The sequence below is a fragment of the Falsochrobactrum ovis genome (genome assembly GCF_003259955.1).
Lineage (GTDB): Bacteria > Pseudomonadota > Alphaproteobacteria > Rhizobiales > Rhizobiaceae > Brucella > Brucella ovis_A.
Genome location: NZ_QLMK01000002.1, coordinates 130,817 through 151,864 on the forward strand (window position 1 = coordinate 130,817; position 21,048 = coordinate 151,864).

Consider the following 21,048-nt stretch of genomic DNA (forward strand, 5'->3'; position numbering starts at 1 on the left):
TGCGGCTGAAGCTCGGATTGTTTAATAAGAGATCAAAAGGTTTGAAAAATGATAGCGCGCTTGCCGGCGGTGAAATACCGTCCGGCAAAATGGCGTTTGATGGCTTTCGCAAAAAACATGGAAACCGGGCGCGAAACCGTTTGTGGATGGCTGTGGCTTGTTTCGTTGCCGCCTATGGCGCGATTGGCGGTAAACTTATCTATTTTGGTGTTGTGGGCGGGGAAGAACAAGAATATGGCGGGCCAAGGGTTCACGAACTCGCCTCGCGTCCCGATATTCTGGACCGCAATGGACAGATCCTTGCCACTGATATCAAAACCGCGTCTCTCTATGCCGAGCCGCGCAATATAGTCGATCCGGATGAAACCATTGAGTTGCTTTCAACTGTCATTCCTGATCTCGACTGGGAAACCACTTATCGGCGTCTTAAAAGCGGTGCCGGATTTGTCTGGATCAAGCGGGGTCTGACACCCAAACAGCAAAGCCAGATCATGGCGCTTGGCGTCCCCGGTATTGGTTTTCGCACCGAAAAGCGCCGGTTTTATCCGGGTGGACCTACTGCATCCCACATCCTTGGTCTTGTTAATATCGACAACCAAGGCATTGCGGGAATGGAAAAATATATCGATTCGCAAGGGCTGAGTGATCTTCGCGCCGTTGGCTTGGCGACAGGTCAGTCTCTGGAGCCGGTAAAACTTTCGATCGATATTCGCGTGCAGCATATTGTGCGGGATGTTTTGGTCAATGCAATCGAACGTTATCGTGCAATTGCTGCGGGCGCTGTCATACTGGATGTGCACACAGGCGAAGTTGTCGCGATGTCTTCGGTTCCAGATTATGACCCGAATAATCCAGTGAATGCACTGGAAAAAGACCGGCTCAATCGTATGACTGCAGGTACTTATGAATTAGGCTCGATCATCAAGAGCTTCACAACTGCCATGGCGCTCGATTCTGGGAAGTTTAATCTGGAATCTAAATTTGACGCCTCGCGACCACTTGTTATCGGCAGACAGACTATTCGTGACTATTACGGTAAGTCACGGGTGCTGACACTTGCTGAAGTTTTTGTCTACTCATCCAATATTGGCTCTGGCCGGGAGGCCGATGCGATCGGTATAGAAGGCCATCGCGAATTCCTCAAAAGAATGGGCTTGCTGGATAGAATGGAAACTGAGCTTCCCGAAGTGGCGCGTCCTGTCGAACCACGAGTTTGGAGGAAGGTGCATTCATTGACCATTTCATTTGGTCACGGGATGATGACCACACCATTGCAAGCGGCGGTCGGCACAGTGGCTTTGATGAATGGCGGCAAGCTTATTCCGCCCACATTTTTAAAACGTAGCGAGGCCCAAGCGCAAGAATTTGCCAAGCAAGTGATTTCTCCCAAAGTATCGGCTGATATGCGATATCTTTATCGCTTTAACGGGCAGACCGGGTCGGGACGGCGAGCTCAAGTCGAGGGGTATCGGGTTGGTGGCAAAACGGGTACCGCAGAAAAGGTTGTTAACGGGCGCTACTCAAAGGATGTTCGTTTTAATGCCTTCCTTGCGGCCTTCCCAATGGATAATCCACGATATGTCGTATTGTCGATTATTGACGAGCCAAAACCTGAGGAAGGCAAACTTAGTGCGACTGCTGGCCTCAATGCTGCCCCGATGGTCGCAGAAATCATACGGCGATCTGCTTCGTTCCTTGGTGTAACGCCTGATTTTGTGGAAGAAGCAGCACCGGCAAAAGTGTCGTTGATAAATTGAAAACCATTCGCTTAATGCCACTTTTGTGGGGTTAAAGCGCAACCATACGGATTTGGTGTGACAATGAAACTAAAGGAAATCGCACTTTTTAAAGACCTGACTGCTGGCGGCTCTGGTGAAACCGAGGTTACCGGCATTACGTCAGATTCCCGTAAGGTCGAGCGCGGTTTTCTTTTTGCAGCTCTTAAAGGTGTCAAAGCAGATGGGGCCGCCTTCGTGGACGATGCGGTTGCTCGCGGAGCCGTGGCTATCATAGCAGGCAAGAGCGCGCAGATACAAAAAACAGAAGTGCCTGTTTTACATGTCGAGGATCCCCGGCACGCGCTGGCACTTGCATCCGCGCAATTTTATGCCAAACAGCCAGAAGTGATGGTTGCAGTGACCGGCACCAGCGGCAAAACATCTGTGGCATCTTTCATGCGCCAGATCTGGGCCTATGCAGGCTTTCCAGCCGCAAATATTGGCACCACCGGTGTTTTTTCACCGACACGGAGCGATTATAACGCACTTACGACACCAGATCCGGTGGAACTGCATCGTGTTTTGGCCGAATTGGCTGATGAGGGCGTGACCCATGCCGCGATGGAAGCATCTTCTCACGGTTTAGATCAACGTCGTCTGGATGGTGTGCGATTGGTTGCGGGTGCTTTCACAAATTTGGGGCGTGATCACATGGATTATCACGCAACGATAGAAGAATATCTTGCTGCCAAAATGCGCCTTTTTGATAGTTTGCTTCCGCATAAAGCACCCGCCATCATCTATGCGGATGATCAATATTCCGCACAGGCCATCGAAGCAGCCAAAGCAGCCGGGTGTGATGTCAAAACCGTTGGGCGCAAGGGCGATTTTATCTCTCTTAAGCGGGTAGAGCATGAGCGCTTTAGGCAGCATGTCGAAGTTCGTATTGATGATGAGATCTATGAGTTTGAACTTCCGCTTGCGGGAGATTTTCAGGTGGCCAACGCTTTGGTTGCTGCCGGGCTTGCCATGGTTACCGGTGTGCCAGCGGCGGCTGCCATAAAGGCCCTTGAACGGCTAAAGGGTGCGCCCGGTCGGCTGGAACTGGTGGGTGCAACAGAAGAAGGCGCTCCGGTATATGTCGATTACGCGCATAAGCCCGATGCGCTTGAGAATGTGCTCACTTCAGTTAGACCGTTTACAACCGGACGTATCATCGTTGTTTTTGGTTGCGGGGGCGATCGCGATAAAGGTAAACGTCCGATTATGGGCGAAATCGCTAATCGACTTGCCGATGTCGTGATCGTTACGGATGACAATCCTCGTTCTGAATCTCCCGAGCAGATACGTTCTGAAATTATGGCCGCAGCGCCCGAAGCAAAAGAAATTGCAGATCGCCGTGCAGCAATCATTCAAGCGGTGTCGATGATGCGGACCGGGGATACGCTGGTTGTTGCTGGTAAAGGCCATGAGGAAGGCCAGACCGTGGGTGACGTCACTTTGCCGTTTTCAGATCATGTCGAGGTTGCGGCGGCGCTGGCTGCGCGTCGCGGGGAGCGTGAAGAATGAACAATTGGCTATGGTCGGCTGCCGATATGGTTGAAGCCATGGAAGGCCGACCCCTTGGGCATCTTCCCGCAGGGGTTACCGGTATTTCCATTGACAGCCGCACGCTCAATGAAGGCGAAGCGTTTTTTGCCATTAAGGGCGATCAGTTTGATGGCCATGATTTTGCAACCGCTGCAATGGCGGCGGGGGCAGGGCTTTTGGTGGTCAATGAATCCCGTCTTCCCGCGCTGGGAAATCTAAAAGTTCCAATGATCGTTGTGGATGATGTGTTGGAAGCTCTCGTGAAGCTAGGGATAGCGTCGCGAGCGCGGACAAAGGCGCAGATTATTGCGGTAACAGGATCTGTGGGCAAAACCACCACTAAGGAAGCATTGCGTCATGTTCTCTCCGAAGTTGGGAAAGTGCATGCTTCCGCAGCTTCGTTCAACAATCATTGGGGGGTGCCGCTTACCTTGGCGCGAATGCCGGAAGATACTGAATATGGTATCTTTGAAATCGGTATGAATCACCATGACGAAATTCGTCCTTTGGTGAAAATGGTGCGTCCTCATATTGCGCTGATTACCTTGATTGCGCCCGCGCATCTGGGTCATTTTGCCAATTTGGAAGAGATCGCAACCGCTAAAGCCGAAATCTTTGAAGGCATTGTGCCAGGCGGTTATGCGCTTTTAAATCGCGATGACAAGCGCTATCGGCAGCTAGAAGAATTGGCCCAAAAGGCTGGCGTTGAACATATTCATTCGTTTGGATCGAATGCGCAGGCCGATTATCGGCTGCGAGATGTCAAGCTGCATCCTGATTGTTCATGTATCACGACTAAAATCGGTGATGAAGAAGCCGCTGTTAAAGTGGGCATTCCCGGCCGACATATTGTGCAGAACATGCTTGCTGTTCTTGGCGCTGCACATCTGGCGGGTGCGGATATTGCTAAGGTCGCACTTCAAATGGGTTCATTAACGGCCGAAAATGGTCGAGGTGCAAGACATGAACTGGAGCATCCGGATGGTGGCTCCTTCACGCTGATTGACGAGAGCTATAACGCCAATCCCGCTTCGATGCGGGCTTCGCTCACCTTGCTTCAGGCAACGCCCCCGGTTGCACCACGTGGCCGACGCATTGCGGTTTTGGGCGATATGCTGGAGCTTGGGCGTCAGTCGGGCAAGCTGCATGCCGATCTGGCTCGCCCCATCGTTGATGCAGAAGTCAATGTGCTTTTCATCGGTGGGCGTGAAATGTCAGTGCTTAAAGATGCATTACCGGTTGAAATTCATGTTGAGTACAGGCAGAGCACCAGTGAATTATTGCCGCTGGTCGTAAGAGCGATCCGCCCAGGTGATGTGATTATGATCAAATCGTCACAGGGCATTGGCTTTTCGCGCATTGTGAAAGCTCTTTTGGGCCGTTTCCCGCCGGCAACGCCTGCCGAATAGGCGCATTTGAAGGAATTTCTTCCGCATGTTGATGCTTCTGACAATATTTGCCGAACATGTAACACCGCTTAACGTGTTCCGCTACATCACGTTCCGCACGGGCGGAGCAATGATCACATCCGCGCTTGTGGTGTTCCTTTTTGGGCCAGCCATCATCAATGCTTTGCGATCAAGACAGGGCAAAGGACAGCCGATCCGGGCTGATGGCCCTCAAACCCACTTTAAAAAAGCCGGTACGCCGACAATGGGCGGGCTAATGATTATGACGGGGATACTCGGTTCTTGCTTGCTTTGGGCTAATCTGTCGAGCGTCTATGTCTGGGTTGTGCTCATTGTCACAGTGGGATTTGGGGCAATCGGTTTTTATGATGATTATCTCAAAGTCACCAAGCAGTCGGATAAAGGTTTTTCCGGCAAAATGCGTTTAGGTATAGAATTTCTGATCGCTGGTTTGGCCGCATTCATTATTATGCGAACGGGACAGGAGCCATTCTCTTCATCGCTGACATTTCCATTCGTAAAGCAATTTGTGGTCAATTTGGGCTGGTTTTTCATCCCCTTTGCGGCCTTCGTCATGGTCGGTGCTGGCAATGCGGTCAATCTCACAGACGGGCTTGATGGATTGGCAATTGTCCCGGTGATGGTGGCTGCGGCTTCATTCGGATTTATCGCATATCTATCCGGTAATGCGATATTTGCTGATTATTTGCAGATCCATTTCGTTCCCGGCACAGGTGAATTGGCTGTGGTTCTTGGCGCTGTCATCGGGGCAGGGCTGGGCTTTTTATGGTTTAACGCACCGCCAGCAGCCATCTTTATGGGTGACACCGGTTCGCTGGCTCTTGGTGGTATGCTCGGTGCCGTTGCAGTGGCGACCAAACACGAGATTGTTCTTGCCATTATTGGCGGTTTATTTGTTGTTGAGGCGCTCTCGGTTATCATTCAGGTGGCATCGTTCAAACTGACCGGGAAACGCGTTTTTCTGATGGCGCCTATTCATCACCATTTCGAAAAGAAGGGCTGGACGGAAAGTCAGGTGGTTATTCGCTTCTGGATCGTGGCCATCATTCTCGCCATGATCGGTCTTTCAACCCTTAAACTGAGATAACAGGCAGATTATGATCCCGACAACGGTGCTCAAAGATAAGACGGTAGCTCTATTCGGACTGGGCGGGTCGGGTATTGCCACAGCACAGGCGCTCATTGCTGGTGGCGCAAATGTGATAGGCTGGGATGATAATCCAGCAAGTGTTGCACGTGCGCAGAATGAAGGCATCTCAACCGATGATCTGCGTTTGGCAGATTGGACACAATTTGGGGCTTTGGTACTTTCTCCGGGAGTTCCGCTGACCCATCCCAAGCCGCATTGGAGCGTAGAGCTTGCGCGTGATGCAGGCGTTGAAATAATCGGAGATATGGAGCTTTTTGCGCGGGAGCGTAATCTCGTCGCGCCTGACTGCGCGTTCATTGCAATTACCGGTACCAATGGCAAATCCACGACTACCGCGCTGATTGCACATATTATTCAAACCTCCGGGCGTGACGTGCAATTGGGGGGAAATATTGGCACGGCGGTGTTGTCTCTTGAGCCGCTAGCTTCAAATCGCTTTTATGTGGTTGAGTGTTCTTCCTATCAAATCGATCTCGCGCCTTCTCTGAACCCTTCGGCCGGTATTCTCTTAAATCTTACCCCGGATCATCTTGATCGGCACGGAACGATGGAAAATTACGCTTCCATAAAATCCAGACTGGTTGCACGTAGCCGGAACGCAATTATCGGAGTGGATGATTCTTATTGCGCATCTATTGCATCAAAGCTGGCCGCCGACGGAATGAATGTAATTCCGATTTCCAAAGAACAGCGTCTTGAAAATGGCTGTTTTGCTGAAGGTGGCAGGCTTTATCGCGCATGGAATGGCGAGGTTGAAGAGTTGGCCTCGCTTGCGGGCATTGGTTCGCTGCGAGGGGCACATAATGCACAAAATGCATTGGCGGCGATTATTGCGTGTCTTTCTGTCGGGCTGAGCTTGGATGAGATCCGAGCAGGACTAAAGAGTTTTCCCGGCCTTGCCCATCGTATGGAACAAGTGGGTTATCGCGGCAAAGTCTTATTTGTTAATGATTCCAAAGCGACGAATGCGGAGGCCACAGCGCCAGCACTCTCTTCTTTTGCGAAAAATATTTACTGGATTGCTGGCGGAGTTCCCAAATCGGGTGGGATCGCTTCGCTGGAGCAGTTCTTTCCGCGGATTGCAAAAGCCTATCTAATAGGAGAGGCCGCACCACAGTTTGCTGCTACTCTGGGTGATACGGTTCCTTATGAAATTTCCGATACATTAGCCGTGGCGGTTGATCATGCCGCGCGGGATGCTGAAATGGATGCTTCGTCTGAGCCGGTTGTTTTGCTGTCGCCAGCTTGTGCAAGCTTTGACCAGTTCCCGAATTTTGAAAAGCGCGGTGACGCGTTTCGAAGTGCCGTTCTCGGTCTTCCGGGTACTGAACCCGCAGGAGGGAAAAGCTGATGGTAAGTCGCGTTGATCGTGGTCCTGTTGCTAATTGGTGGTGGACAGTTGATCGTTATTTCCTCTTTGCCTGTCTGGCACTGATGGGGCTTGGCGTTTTGCTATCTTTTGCTGCTAGTCCTGCTGTGGCACTACGCATCGGATTGGATAGTTTTCATTTCGTTGAACGGCAGATTTTTTTCATGGTCCCTGCTGTTGGGGTTATGATCGGAGTTTCATTCCTGTCGCCTCGACATATTAGACGTTTTGCCTTTGTTTTATTGTGTGTTTCTTTAGCCCTGATGGTGGCAGCTTTGTTTTTCGGGGTTGAAATCAAAGGTGCCCGGCGTTGGGTGAACATAATGGGCATTTCTATTCAGCCCTCCGAATTTATGAAGCCCGCCTTCGTTGTCATTTGTGCTTGGCTGTTTTCAGAGCGCGAGCGCGGCGGTGATATGCCCGGTAACTTGTTGGGTATGTTTTTATTTGCAGTGGTTGCGGGCCTTCTCGTGCTTCAGCCGGATTTGGGCCAAACTATTCTAACTGCGGGCACTTGGGGGGCTATGTTCTTCCTCGCTGGCTTGCCAATGATCTGGATTATCATGCTCGGTGGCTTGGCCGTGGTGGGAGGCCTCGGCGCATATATGTTTTTTGATCACGTCGCCGGACGTGTGAACCGGTTTCTGACCGGTGAAGGCGATACTTTTCAGGTGGATATGGGGCGTGAAGCCATTCTGCGCGGTGGCTGGTTTGGGCAAGGTCCGGGCGAAGGAACGGTTAAACGAATTATCCCGGACAGTCACACGGATTTCATTTTCTCGGTCGCTGCCGAAGAATATGGTGTAGTGTTGTGTATATTAATTATGCTTTTGTTTGCCTTCATTGTGGTTCGTGGTTTGATCATCGCCATGCGCGAGCGTGATCCGTTTACACGTCTCGCCATTTCCGGAATTGTTATTCTTTTTGGTTTTCAGTCGATTATTAATATGGCGGTTAATCTGCATCTGATGCCCGCAAAGGGCATGACGCTGCCTTTTATTTCTTATGGTGGTTCGTCACTAGTCGCGATTGCCACTACTATGGGTATTTTGTTGGCACTCACCCGTCGCAGGCCGGAAGCGCGTATGATGCATACGGTCAGCTTTGGCGAACGCATGCCGGCTTTGTGAGGATTTGATGAGTAAAGGTATAATCGTATTGGCAGCCGGGGGGACCGGAGGTCATCTTTTCCCGGCGGAAGCGCTTGCATATGAGCTTAAAAACCGTGGTTGGGATGTTCATCTGGCAACCGATGCGCGCGCTCAGCGCTTTGCCGGTTCGTTTTCTCCCGAGCATATTCACGTTATTCGCTCGGCGACAATTTCTGGTCGCAACCCGATTGCATTGGCCAAGACATTTTATGCGCTTTGGCAGGGTAATCTCGATTCGCGCAAATTGTTTCGCAAATTGAAGCCCAAGCTTGTTGTTGGATTTGGCGGTTATCCGACGCTTCCGCCACTTTATGCAGCCAGCAATATGGGAATCCCTACACTCATTCATGAACAAAATGCGGTGATGGGGCGCGCGAATAAGGGGCTCGCCGGACGAGTTAAAGCTATTGCTGGCGGTTTTCTGCCGCAAAATCAGGAGAGCTACGCATCAAAGACAGTCTCGACCGGTAATCCAGTGCGCCCGCCAGTGTTGGAGGCTGCACAGGTTCCATATAAGCCAGCAAAGCAAGGTGAAGAATTTAGGCTTTTGATTTTTGGAGGCAGTCAGGGCGCGCAATATTTTTCCCATGCGCTGCCGCAGGCAATAGCGTTGCTAGATCCGGCTGAAAGAGCGCGGCTTTTTATAACGCAGCAGTCTCGCAAGGAAGATGAAGTGGCGCTCCGCTCTGCCTATGAGAAACTTGCTGTGCCGGCAGAGGTGTCGCCGTTTTTTAATGATATGCCAGCCCGAATTGCAAATGCGCATTTCGTAATTTCACGTTCAGGTGCATCGACTGTATCCGAAATATCCGTAATTGGTCGTGGGGCGCTTTTGGTGCCTTTTCCTCATGCGCTTGATCATGATCAGGCAGCAAATGCTGCGGCGCTTGCAAGTGTCGGCGGTTGTCAGGTTGTATCTCAGCGTGACCTTTCTCCGGAAAGGCTGGCGGAAATTATTCTTGCTGCCATGAATGAGCCAGAGAGGCTGGAAATTATGGCGCGTGCAGCCAAAAGCGTTGGCAAGCCCAATGCAGCCCAGTTGCTTGCTGATCTGGCAGAGGGTATTGCAGCAGGCAAATCTGTTCAAGAATTCAAAAGAGGTAACCGGCCATGAAAATGCCGCTGAATATCGGGCTTGTCCATTTTGTCGGGATTGGCGGCATTGGGATGAGCGGTATTGCCGAGGTTCTGCATAATCTTGGTTATAAAGTTCAAGGCTCGGATCAATCAGACAGCGCCAATGTACAAAGACTGCGCGAATTGGGAATTAATGTCTTTGTCGGCCACAAGGCGGAAAACCTTGGCGAAGCCGAGGTTGTGGTTGTCTCCACCGCGATCAAGAAAACCAATGCGGAACTGGTCGCGGCGCATGAACGCTTGCTGCCGGTGGTTCGCCGCGCAGAAATGCTGGCAGAGCTGATGCGTTTTCGTCATGCCATCGCCATTGGTGGCACGCATGGCAAAACCACCACCACCTCTATGGTCGCGGCACTGCTGGATGCTGGGCATCTGGACCCGACTGTTATCAATGGCGGCATTATCAATGCCTATGGCACCAATGCTCGTATGGGCGAAGGTGACTGGATGGTTGTAGAGGCTGACGAAAGCGACGGCACTTTCCTGAAATTGCCTGCTGATATTGCGGTGATTACCAACATCGATCCCGAGCATCTTGATCACTATGGTAGTTTTGAAAATGTTCGGGCCGCATTTCGTCAATTTGTAGAGAATGTGCCCTTCTATGGCTTCGGTGTCATGTGCCTTGATCATCCGGAAGTTCAGGCGCTCGTTAGCCGGATTGAAGACAGGCGTATTGTCACCTATGGCAATAATCCTCAGGCTGATGTGCGTTTTCTGAATCATCGCATGGATGGGGCGGTGAGTGTCTTTGACGTATTGATCCGCTCACGCAAAGGAGCTTCGGTCGAGATTAAAGATCTTCGGTTGCCGATGCCGGGTTTGCACAATGTTTCCAATGCGACGGCGGCAATTGCCGTAGCTCATGAGCTAGGGCTGTCGGCGGAAGATATTCGTCGTGGTTTGGGTGCTTTTGGCGGCGTTAAGCGCCGTTTCACCCATACGGGCTCGTGGAACGGCGTGGAAGTGTTTGACGATTATGGGCATCATCCAGTCGAGATCCGCGCTGTGCTGAAAGCTGCACGTGAGGCGACTGCGGGCCGCGTGATTGGTATTGTCCAGCCTCATCGATACACGCGGTTGCATAGTCTTTTTGATGAATTTGCAGCCTGCTTTAATGATGCCGATACGATTATCGTAACTCCCGTCTATACGGCCGGTGAGGATGAGATCGAAGGGGTGAATTCAGAAACGCTTGTTTCACGCATTAAAACAGCCGGACATCGCGATGCGCGGCATGTAAGTGGGCCGGAATTGATCGCGCCTCTTGTGGCTTCTATTGCCCAGCCTGGTGACTTTGTAGTGTGTCTTGGGGCCGGAAATATTACTCAATGGGCGTATGCACTGCCTCAAGAGCTGTCGAAGCATTCTGGCAATCAGGATAAAAATTGATGGAAAGTGGCGAAGCACTTTTAAAAAAACTGGACGGTAGATTTTCAGCGGTTCGGGGCAAAATGATGCCCGATGCTGGAATGGACAAGATCACTTGGTTCCGGGTTGGTGGTCCAGCACAGGTTCTGTTTCAGCCAGCAGACGAAGAAGATTTGTCTGTTTTTCTTGAAGCTCTTCCAGAAGAAATTCCCGTTATGGTTGTAGGTGTCGGATCAAATCTTTTGGTCCGTGATGGCGGAATTCCAGGGTTTGTTGTGCGTCTTTCCGCGAGGGGATTTGGCGAGGTAGAGCAAGTTTCTGAAACCGAATTAAGGGCCGGTACGGCAGTGCCTGATAAGCGGGTGGCGGCTGCTGCGCTGGATGCGGGCATTGCAGGGTTTCATTTTTATCATGGTATTCCCGGTGGTATTGGCGGCGCATTGCGCATGAATGCCGGGGCGAATGGGGTGGAAACCCGTGAGCGGGTCAAAGAGGTGAGAGCGCTGGATCGTCAGGGTCGCGTTCATATTCTTTCAAATGATGATATGGGCTACGCCTATCGGCATTCCGCAGCAGCGCCCGATCTTATTTTCACTTCTGTGCTTTTTGAGGGCTCCGTGGGAGATCGCGAAGAGATCAAAAAAGCGATGGATGACGTTCAGGAGCATCGTGAGTCAGTACAACCAGTGCGCGAGCGCACGGGAGGGTCTACGTTCAAGAATCCTGAAGGTAGTTCCGCTTGGAAAGAAGTGGATAAAGCTGGCTGCCGTGGATTGAAAATCGGTGGCGCGCAGATGTCAGAATTGCATTGTAATTTCATGATTAACACCGGCGATGCGACCGGTTTTGATCTGGAAATGCTTGGCGAAACGGTTCGCGCTAAAGTTTATAAAAATTCCGGCATTCGACTTGAATGGGAAATCAGGCGACTCGGCTTGTTTAAGCCTGGCGAAAAAGTCGAAGAATTTTTGTTAGAAGTATAATTTTAACAGGCCGGGGCTTCCCTCTGATATTTCGAGCTTTTTCAGCTTCAGAAAGGCCTCGGTCGGGCTTCTTTCCCTCTAAGGGGACTTGCCACGGAATCAATCCTCTGATTCTTTATGGTTAACCGTACAGTGATTTGATTCGGCAGGGATTTTCCTGTTGTGGGTGTCTGCGACCCGTGTCGCCGGGCTCCCGATTTATTAGCTAGCGCAGGGGATGCGCAGAGGGGATGACTGACATGGCTGGAAAGCATGTTGCCGTTTTGATGGGAGGGTTCTCTTCGGAGCGCCCGGTCAGTCTCTCGTCTGGAAATGCGTGTGCAGCTGCGCTCGAAGAACTTGGCTATCGTGTTAGCCGTGTTGATGTGGATCGTGATGTCGCATCTCGGCTGGCTGAGCTGAGGCCAGATGTTGCGTTCAATGCGCTGCATGGACCCTTCGGTGAAGACGGGGCAATTCAAGGCGTTTTGGAATATCTTCAAATTCCCTATACGCATTCTGGTGTCATGGCTTCTGCGCTGGCGATGGATAAGGGGCGCGCAAAGAAGGTTGCGGCCGCCGCCGGTGTCACTGTCGCACAATCAATGATCATGAATCGTTTTGATATTGGTTCTGAGCATCCGATGGAGCCTCCTTACGTGGTGAAGCCCGTTCGGGAGGGTTCAAGTTTTGGTGTGGTGATCGTCAAGGAAGGTCAGGCGCATCCTTCGCAGGTTCTTGGGACGGCAGACTGGAAATATGGCGACGAAGTTATGGTCGAGCGCTATGTGGCCGGACGCGAGCTAACCTGTGCTGTCATGGGTGATCGTGCGATGGATGTTTGCGAGATCATTCCTGTCGGGCATCAATTTTATGATTATGATTCAAAATATGTCGCTGGCGCATCAAGACATGAATGTCCGGCGAAAATTTCACCAAATATTTACCAAAAAATACAAACAATGGCCCTTATGGCTCATCAAGCAATCGGGTGCCGGGGCGTAAGCCGGTCAGACTTTCGTTTTGATGATTCTAAATCGGGTGAAGGCGAAGTTATCTGGCTGGAAGTGAACACTCAGCCGGGAATGACTCCAACCTCTTTGGTGCCTGATATTGCAAAGGCAGCAGGCATTTCTTTTGGTGATTTATTGAGTTGGATGGTGGAGGACGCGTCTTGTTTGCGTTGAAGGGCAGATATGATGGTAGAAGGGGAAGCATGATGCGAGATGCGTCGGGTGCAGCCCTTGTCTTGCCGCGCTATCTGCGGAAACCATTCCGCTTTGCTGTCCGTCTGTTGCATGGAAATGTCCATATTCCACGCTTTGCCGGCACTATCGGTATGCTGGGTTTTCTGGGTGCGACCGGAATTTACGGGATGGTCATCGGCGGCCACTCTCAGGATATGGTCAAGGCTACGGCGTCGACCTTAGGCTTTGCTATCGAAAATGTAAAAGTAGTCGGCAACCATCAGACTTCTGATATCGATATTCTAGGTCAGCTGGGGCTCGACGGGGAAACATCGCTCATCGGAATGAGTGCTGAGTCCGCTCGCAAAATGATTGCCGAGCTTCCATGGGTGGAGACCGTAGAAGTGCGTAAAGTCTATCCTGGAACGCTTTTGATTTCTCTAAAAGAGCGCGAGGCATTTGCAGTCTGGCAGCATGAAAAGGAGCTAGCGCTCATTGATGCTGCGGGCGATGTGATCGTGCCGTTCCGCCCAGGTCATTTTGATGCTCTGCCTTTGGTGGTGGGCGAGGGGGCGGCTAAACGCGTTAAGGGTTTCGTTGAGGAGGTCGCGGCCTATCCTTCCCTTGCTGAGCGTGCCCGCGCATATATCCGAGTTTCCGACCGTCGCTGGGATATTCTGTTGGAAAATGGCGTTCGGATTATGCTGCCGGAACAGGAGCCAATGAGGGCTTTGGGCGAAATTTATCGTCTTGATCGGGAGAAAAACCTTTTATCCAGAGATATTGCTTCGGTGGATATGCGCATTGAAGGGCAACTCACTGTGCAGCTAACCGGGAGCGGTATGGAGCAACGTAAGAACTTTCTGACGGAGCGTAAGAAAACCTTGGCCCTTATGGGGAAACGCGTATGAGTATTCTGGGCGGAAGAGGATCGGTTCGAGGTGGGGCAGCAGGGCGCAAGGTGCGCTTGCTTACCGTTCTTGATGTCGGGTCAAGCAAGGTTTCGTGCATTATAGCGCGCTTACGGCCGCATGAAGGGGGCACATTGCTGCCCGGACGTACGCATCGCATGGAGGTCTTGGGAATTGGCTTTCAGCGTTCGCGTGGTGTGAAGTCGGGCGTAATCATTGATCTGGATGCGGCTGAACAATCCATCCGCTTGGCAGTTGATGCGGCAGAACGTATGGCCGGTCTCACAGTCGAGAGTTTGATTGTGAATATTTCAGCCGGTCGCCTTAAAAGCGAAGCATTTTCCGCAAGCGTCAATCTGGGCGGACATGAGGTTGAGCAGAGTGATATTCGTCGTGTGCTTGCAGCCGGTGCTAAGCAGGCTTTAGCCGCGGAGCGTCATCTCGTTCACTCGCTGCCTGTTGGCTATACGCTGGATGGCGAGCGCGGAATACGTGACCCGATGGGTATGCTTGGCGATAAGCTCGGTGTTGATATGCATGTGCTGACCGCAGATAGCGCACCTCTTCGCAATTTGGAGCTCTGTGTTAACCGTTGTCATCTTTCGGTTGAAGCCATGGTTGCCACGCCCTATGCCAGCGGTCTGGCCGCGTTGGTTGGCGATGAAGCGGAAATGGGTGCGGCCTGTATTGATATGGGTGGTGGCACAACAACAATTTCGGTCTTTTCGGAAGGCAAATTTATTCACGCCGATGCAATCGCTATCGGTGGCAACCACGTCACGATGGATATCGCGCGCGGCTTCTCCACCAGAATGGAGGATGCGGAACGGCTGAAAGTTATGTTTGGCTCTGCTTTGCCCAGTGCAGCGGATGATCGTGATCTGATCAGCGTTCCGGCAATCGGCGATGATGATCGTGATGTGCCAAATCAATATCCGCGCTCGGTATTGACGCGGATTATCCGAGCAAGAGTGGAGGAAACACTTGAACTGGTTCGTGATCGACTGAACCAGTCAGGATTGGGTCATATCGTAGGCAAGCGCGTCGTGCTTACCGGCGGTGCAAGTCTGCTTCCGGGGATGCCAGAAGCGGGACGACGGATTCTTGCAAGGAATGTTCGTATCGGGCGACCGCTTGGTATTGCGGGCCTGCCCGAGGCGGCCAAGGGGGCGGCTTTTTCTGCTGCTGTCGGCTTGTTGATCTATCCACAGGTGGCGGGGATAGAGGAGCGGTCGATCAGAGCAGCTTCCTCCGGTCTATTGACCGGGACAGGAGGGCGTATCCAGCGTGTCAGCCAATGGCTGAGAGAGAGTTTTTGAGTACACACACTGAATAGCCCATATGCGTATTTTAGGGCGAAATATCAGGGTAATAACTAATGAGCACCGCGGCGGCGAAGCGGTGGAGAGGCTTAAGAGGAACGAGAACCATGACCATTAATCTGCAAAAGCCGGACATTACCGAGCTGAAGCCTCGTATCACCGTTTTCGGTGTGGGCGGCGGCGGCGGTAACGCGGTCAACAATATGATCAATGCTGGTTTGCGCGGCGTTGATTTTGTGGTCGCTAATACTGACGCTCAGGCGCTGACCATGTCGAAGGCTGAACGCATCATTCAGCTCGGCGCAGCAGTGACTGAGGGCCTTGGAGCGGGTTCCCAGCCAGAAGTTGGACGGGCAGCCGCTGAAGAATGCATAGACGAAATCGTTGATCATCTGACCAGCACACATATGTGCTTTGTTACCGCCGGAATGGGTGGCGGTACAGGCACCGGCGCAGCCCCGGTTGTGGCGCGTGCTGCACGTGAACGCGGTATCCTCACCGTAGGTGTGGTGACCAAGCCTTTCCATTTTGAAGGCGTTCGCCGCATGAAAACTGCGGATATGGGTATCGAAGAACTGCAGAAAAATGTCGATACGCTGATCGTTATTCCGAATCAAAACCTCTTCCGCATCGCCAATGATAAGACGACTTTCGCTGATGCATTTGCTATGGCGGATCAGGTTCTTTATTCCGGCGTTGCTTGCATCACCGATTTGATGGTCAAGGAAGGTCTGATCAATCTGGACTTTGCTGACGTTCGCTCCGTTATGCGCGAAATGGGCAAGGCAATGATGGGCACAGGCGAGGCTTCCGGCGAAGGTCGTGCAATGGCCGCTGCAGAAGCTGCAATCGCCAATCCGCTGCTTGATGAAACTTCAATGCGCGGTGCACGCGGGCTGTTGATCTCGATCACTGGCGGACGTGATATGACGCTGTTCGAAGTTGACGAAGCGGCAACTCGTATCCGTGAAGAAGTTGATCCGGAAGCAAATATCATTCTCGGCGCAACCTTCGATGAAGGACTTGAAGGCGTTATCCGTGTGTCCGTGGTTGCAACCGGTATTGATAAGCAGATTGGAGATGCGGCACCTGAGCCGCTGGAATTTCGTCAGCCAGTAAAGCCAGCAGCACAAGCTAAGCCGATGCCTCCGCATGGCGCATTGCGCCCGCCGGTTGCGGAACAGCCACGTCCGGCTGCACCGGCTCCGCAGCAAGCGTCAGTTGAAGCTTCCGCTCCGGCAGCTCCAACCACGACAGTTGCTTCGTCGGAATCTGATTTCCGTCCGCAGAGCCGCATCTTTCAGGCGCCGGCTGCAGAGAGTTTCGAACGCCCGGTTGTTCGTCCTGTGATGCAGCAGCCACAAGTCGCTCACAATCAGGCCACCGCTCAGGCGATCCAGCCCCAGGCTTACGAGCAGCCGCAGCAGGTGCACGCCGAACCGGCTCCACAACCGCGCCCGGCACCACGTATGCCAGCAGTTTCGGATTTTCCGCCGGTAGCTCAGGCAGAAATTAATGCTCGTCGTCCGGCACCGCAGCAGCCCGTTCAGGAAGAGCGTGGACCGATGAGCCTTCTACGTCGTCTGACCCATGGTTTGTCACGTCGTGAAGAAGAGCAGCCAGCAGCTCGTCTGGAGCCTGCGCAGCAGCGTGAGCCGTCTTTGCGTCCGGCAGAGCCGCGCCGCCCGCAGTCGCAGGACAGCTCAATCTATGCACCGCGTCGCGGACAGCTGGACGATCAGGGCCGCCCACAGCCTCGTGCAGCTTCGGAAGATGACCAGCTGGAAATTCCCGCATTCCTGCGTCGCCAGTCTAACTAATAGGCTTTCGCTGACTTAAAAAATGCCGCGGATAAAACCGCGGCATTTTTATTTGAATGAATTTTGGTCGTCTCGCCTATTTTCGCCATATCTGTGCTGTTATCAGAGAGACAACTCGATTCATCGTCGTGGATTTACGCAGACTGATATTGAATGGAACGAAACTTGCGAGCACATCAGAAAACAATTGGTCGGTCGTTTACCTTGGAAGGTTTTGGCGTTCACAGTGGTAAGGCCGCGACTGTTCGTTTTTCTCCCGCTGATGCTGATAGCGGTATTTTGTTCAGACGTTCAGATGTCAAAGCCAGCCCTTGGCTCCGTGCGCATGTTGCAGAAATTGGTGCAACAGATTTGTGTACAGCGCTTGGGCCTACAGAATTTAGGATCAATACGATTGAGCACTTGATGGCAGCGGTGGCGGCATTGGGGCTTGATAATCTTAAAATTGAAGTGGATGGCCCGGAAATCCCGATATTAGACGGAACTTCTGCGCAGTTTCTTCAGGGGCTCGATGCAGCGGGTGTGGTTGAGCAGCCAGCGAAAAAACGTTTTATAAAGATACGCAAACCGGTCCGTGTTGAGGGTAAAAATGCCTGGGCAGAGTTTACGCCTCATGAAACAATGCGGTTTGAAATCGGAATCGAATTTGATAGTCCGCTGATTGGTCAGCAAAAATATGCGCAAGACTTAGATGAGGAGCGGTTTAGAAAAGAAATTTCTACTGCCCGTACGTTTGGCTTCATGAAAGATGTTGAAAGTCTATGGGCTGCTGGGTTGGCTTTGGGTTCTTCGCTGGAAAATTCGATCGTGATTGCCGATGATCATAGCGTGATCAATCCGGCGGGTTTGCGCTTCAAAGATGAATTTGTTCGCCACAAGACGTTAGATGCAATTGGTGATACGGCGCTTGCCGGGATGCCATTTATTGGTTGTTTCCGGTCGTGGCGAGGGGGGCACCGGCTTAATTCAGAAGCAGTGAAAGCGCTTTTGTCGGACGAATCAAATTTTGAACTTGTTTAAATAGAAGAGGGAATTTGCTTCAAAATCACCGGTTGTTGACGGATAATCAGGTTTGTTGCCGAATTTCGCTTTGTAAAGATTGAGAGTAGCTACGCTTCTGAAATAGGGAATTTTGTTCCCGACTTTCTTATATGAAGCAAATTCAGCGGATTGATTGGTTAGACGATTGCCGATTTTGCCTGCATATGGTTTATGGAGGATCAAAACAATCTCAGCTATGTTTACCTTGACGCTGATGCTGATGTATTGAAGTAGGGTGAAAGCGTTGATTTTGAAATTGCACGCCGATCCAGACAAAGAAAATGCTGCCAGATGGCCGGAGTCCGCATGACGAGTTCGAAATTCCCGGTAAATGCGAAAATTGCGCTGCTTAGCAGTGCTGTCGCCATTTTTATGCCCCTTGCCGGATGCGCTAGCAAAAACGACGATATCGATCTGAGCAAGTATGTCGAAACGCTTGACCCAGCCGACAAGCTTTATAATGAAGGCTTGGCTAATCTGGAAGCGGGTCGTCTGGCTGAAGCTGCGAAGAAGTTTGAGGCGATTGATCGACAGCACCCTTATACAGAATGGGCGCGTAAGGCGCTTGTTATGGGCGCTTTCACGAATTACCGGCAAGGTAATTATGAAGAAGCGATCAATATGGCGAGGCGTTACAACACACTTTATCCAACCTCGCCAGAAGCTGCCTATTCTTATTATATCATTGGGCTGAGCTATTTCCGGCAGATTCCAGACATCACCCGGGATCAAGCAGCAAGCCGCCGTGCTATTGCGGCAATGCAAGAGGTTGTCGATCGCTTCCCTGATTCTGAATATGTCGAGGATGCTAAGACCAAAATTCGCTTTGCGCGCGATCAGCTAGCCGGCAAAGAAATGCAGATTGGTCGTTATTATCTTGAGCGCAAGGAATATTTGGCTGCAATCAAGCGTTTCCGGTTGGTTGTCGAAGAATATTCTAACACAAGGCAAGTGGAAGAAGCTCTAGCCCGACTTGTGGAGGCCTATTATGCGCTTGGTTTAACATCGGAAGCGCAGATGGCGGCGTCAGTATTGGGCAAAAACTATCCTGAAAGCCGCTGGTACAAAGATTCCTATCGCTTGCTTCAATCGGGAGGACTTGAACCGCGGGATAATCAAAACTCTTGGCTGGCCAAAGCCTCAGCGCTCATTACGGGCGGCGGCTCTTAAGCGATAAAGACATGCTATCGCACCTGTCGATCCGCGATATTGTTCTGATTGAAAGGCTCGACATTGAGTTCAATGCGGGGCTGTCGGTGCTTACCGGCGAGACAGGTGCTGGCAAATCCATATTGTTGGATTCGCTGTCACTTGCACTGGGCGCACGCGGTGATGCCGGATTGGTACGGCATGGTGCAGATCAGGGGCAGGTGACAGCAGTCTTTGATTTGCCTTTGCAGCATCCGGCACGGATTTTCCTTCGTGATAACGGATTTGACGATGATGGCGATATTATTTTACGCCGCATTCAGATGGGTGATGGTCGTACGCGGGTTTTCATCAATGATCAGGCGGCAAGTGTAGCGCTTTTGCGTGAACTGGGCCGCCGGCTTGTCGAAATCCACGGACAGCACGACGATCGCGCTCTGGTTGATACCAATATTCATCGTTCTCTGCTTGATGCGTTTGGGGGGCTGGATGGCCAGGCCGATAAGGTTCGTGAGCTTTATAAGGCTTGGCGTGACGCAGAGAATGCCCTTAATCGTCAGCGTGCGAAAGTTGAAGCCGCGGAGCGGGAAGGGGATTATCTGCGTGCTGCGGTCGAAGAGCTAACCAAATTAGATCCGCAGCCGGGAGAGGAAGACGAACTCGCCGAACGCCGCACTACGATGATGAAATCGGAAAAAATTGCCGGGGACGTCAATGAAGCAGGCGAGTTATTAAGCGGTCACGCATCGCCCATTCCGTCATTGGCCAGTTTGGTGCGTCGACTTGAGCGTAAGGCTCAGGAAGCTCCGCATCTTCTTGATCCGGTCATTGAATCAATTGATGCAGCGCTCGATAATCTTGGCCACGCGCAGGATGCTATTGATCACGCAATGCGAGAGATTGATTTTGATCCACGCATACTTGAGCAGGTTGAAGAGCGTCTTTTTGCACTGCGTGCGGCAGCTCGCAAATATTCAGTCACGGTTGAGGGGCTGCCCGCACTTCGCGATAAGATGGATGCAGATCTGGTTGATCTTGATGCTGGGGCAGAAAAACTGGCTCAGTTAGAAAAACATGCGGTTCAAACTCGGGATGCTTATGATTTGGCGGCGCGGGACCTTTCGGATCGCAGAAAGGAAGCCGCAGAGCATTTAAAACATGCGGTGATGGATGAATTGCCATCATTGAAGCTAGAAAGAGCTGAATTCATCGTGCAGATGACCGTGGACCCCGAAACACGCACAGCCGAAGGCATAGATACGGTTGAATATTGGGTTCGCACAAATCCAGGCACGCGAGCGGGTCCGATGATGAAGGTAGCCTCGGGTGGTGAGCTTTCGCGTTTTCTTCTAGCGCTTAAAGTTGCGCTGGCTGATCGTGGCTCGGCACCCACTTTGGTTTTCGATGAAATCGACACCGGCGTCGGCGGAGCAGTGGCAGATGCCATTGGTCAAAGGCTTGCGCGGCTTTCATCACGTGTGCAGGTGCTTTCCGTTACACATGCGCCGCAGGTCGCAGCGCGTGCGACAACGCATTTTCTTATTTCAAAATCGGGCACGAATGATGAGCGTATGGCGACTTCTGTTCGTGTTATGAGTTTTGATGAACGGCAGGAAGAAATCGCCCGTATGTTGGCTGGCGCTAGTATCACTCAGGAGGCGAGAGCGGCGGCAGAGCGTTTGCTTCAAGAGTAAGTTTGAAGTAGTTCCTGTTCTTTGGTCGCGTAGAATCAGCCGTATG

At 51.8% G+C, this 21,048-nt stretch carries 16 protein-coding genes; all 16 read left to right on the forward strand.

The window, feature by feature from the left end:
• Window positions 1-5: 5 nt before the first annotated feature.
• The 16 genes from C7374_RS04275 (at window position 6) to recN (ending at window position 21,002) form a co-directional block, all read left to right on the forward strand.
• Window positions 6-1,757 carry a peptidoglycan D,D-transpeptidase FtsI family protein gene (locus C7374_RS04275; protein WP_374850189.1) on the forward strand — a complete coding sequence of 584 codons (1,752 nt, stop codon included), beginning with the start codon at window positions 6-8 and terminating at the stop codon, window positions 1,755-1,757.
• A gap of 57 nt (window positions 1,758-1,814) precedes the next feature.
• A complete protein-coding gene (locus C7374_RS04280) occupies window positions 1,815-3,287 on the forward strand; it encodes a UDP-N-acetylmuramoyl-L-alanyl-D-glutamate--2,6-diaminopimelate ligase (RefSeq protein ID WP_111574384.1) in 1,473 nt (490 codons plus the stop codon).
• Window positions 3,284-4,717 carry a UDP-N-acetylmuramoylalanyl-D-glutamyl-2,6-diaminopimelate--D-alanyl-D-alanine ligase gene (locus tag C7374_RS04285; RefSeq protein ID WP_111574385.1) on the forward strand — a complete coding sequence of 478 codons (1,434 nt, stop codon included), beginning with the start codon at window positions 3,284-3,286 and terminating at the stop codon, window positions 4,715-4,717. Before C7374_RS04280 ends, C7374_RS04285 begins: the two co-directional genes overlap by 4 nt.
• 25 nt (window positions 4,718-4,742) lie before the next feature.
• Window positions 4,743-5,825, forward strand: a complete 1,083-nt coding sequence (mraY, locus tag C7374_RS04290) for a phospho-N-acetylmuramoyl-pentapeptide-transferase (RefSeq protein ID WP_111574386.1) — start codon at window positions 4,743-4,745, stop codon at window positions 5,823-5,825.
• Window positions 5,826-5,835: 10 nt separating this feature from the next.
• Entirely contained in the window at window positions 5,836-7,239 is a 1,404-nt protein-coding gene (gene murD, locus C7374_RS04295) for a UDP-N-acetylmuramoyl-L-alanine--D-glutamate ligase (protein ID WP_111574387.1), read from the forward strand.
• Complete coding sequence (ftsW, locus tag C7374_RS04300; protein ID WP_111574388.1) at window positions 7,239-8,387, forward strand: putative lipid II flippase FtsW; 1,149 nt, start codon at window positions 7,239-7,241, stop codon at window positions 8,385-8,387. Before murD ends, ftsW begins: the two co-directional genes overlap by 1 nt.
• Before the next feature lie 7 nt (window positions 8,388-8,394).
• Window positions 8,395-9,522 (forward strand): undecaprenyldiphospho-muramoylpentapeptide beta-N-acetylglucosaminyltransferase, encoded by a 1,128-nt coding sequence (gene murG, locus C7374_RS04305; RefSeq protein ID WP_111574389.1) that lies wholly within the window; start codon window positions 8,395-8,397, stop codon window positions 9,520-9,522.
• A complete protein-coding gene (gene murC / locus C7374_RS04310) occupies window positions 9,519-10,937 on the forward strand; it encodes a UDP-N-acetylmuramate--L-alanine ligase (protein WP_111574390.1) in 1,419 nt (472 codons plus the stop codon). The genes murG and murC overlap by 4 nt, the downstream gene beginning before the upstream one ends.
• Window positions 10,937-11,899: a UDP-N-acetylmuramate dehydrogenase gene (murB, locus tag C7374_RS04315; protein ID WP_111574391.1), complete on the forward strand. Its 963-nt coding sequence runs from the start codon at window positions 10,937-10,939 to the stop codon at window positions 11,897-11,899. The genes murC and murB overlap by 1 nt, the downstream gene beginning before the upstream one ends.
• Before the next feature lie 239 nt (window positions 11,900-12,138).
• Window positions 12,139-13,065: a D-alanine--D-alanine ligase gene (locus C7374_RS04320; protein WP_111574392.1), complete on the forward strand. Its 927-nt coding sequence runs from the start codon at window positions 12,139-12,141 to the stop codon at window positions 13,063-13,065.
• The gene (locus tag C7374_RS04325) at window positions 13,053-13,976 is read left to right on the forward strand and encodes a cell division protein FtsQ/DivIB (RefSeq protein WP_111574393.1); all 924 of its coding nucleotides are present in this window, start codon (window positions 13,053-13,055) and stop codon (window positions 13,974-13,976) included. Before C7374_RS04320 ends, C7374_RS04325 begins: the two co-directional genes overlap by 13 nt.
• Entirely contained in the window at window positions 13,973-15,295 is a 1,323-nt protein-coding gene (gene ftsA, locus C7374_RS04330; RefSeq protein ID WP_111574394.1) for a cell division protein FtsA, read from the forward strand. The genes C7374_RS04325 and ftsA overlap by 4 nt, the downstream gene beginning before the upstream one ends.
• Before the next feature lie 110 nt (window positions 15,296-15,405).
• Complete coding sequence (ftsZ, locus tag C7374_RS04335; RefSeq protein ID WP_111574395.1) at window positions 15,406-17,118, forward strand: cell division protein FtsZ; 1,713 nt, start codon at window positions 15,406-15,408, stop codon at window positions 17,116-17,118.
• Between the two features lie 165 nt (window positions 17,119-17,283).
• Window positions 17,284-18,138, forward strand: coding sequence for a UDP-3-O-acyl-N-acetylglucosamine deacetylase (lpxC, locus tag C7374_RS04340; protein WP_111574636.1), 855 nt, complete (start codon window positions 17,284-17,286; stop codon window positions 18,136-18,138).
• Window positions 18,139-18,465: 327 nt separating this feature from the next.
• Window positions 18,466-19,329 (forward strand): outer membrane protein assembly factor BamD, encoded by an 864-nt coding sequence (locus C7374_RS04350; protein ID WP_111574637.1) that lies wholly within the window; start codon window positions 18,466-18,468, stop codon window positions 19,327-19,329.
• Between the two features lie 11 nt (window positions 19,330-19,340).
• Complete coding sequence (gene recN, locus C7374_RS04355; RefSeq protein ID WP_111574397.1) at window positions 19,341-21,002, forward strand: DNA repair protein RecN; 1,662 nt, start codon at window positions 19,341-19,343, stop codon at window positions 21,000-21,002.
• Window positions 21,003-21,048 lie beyond the last annotated feature (46 nt).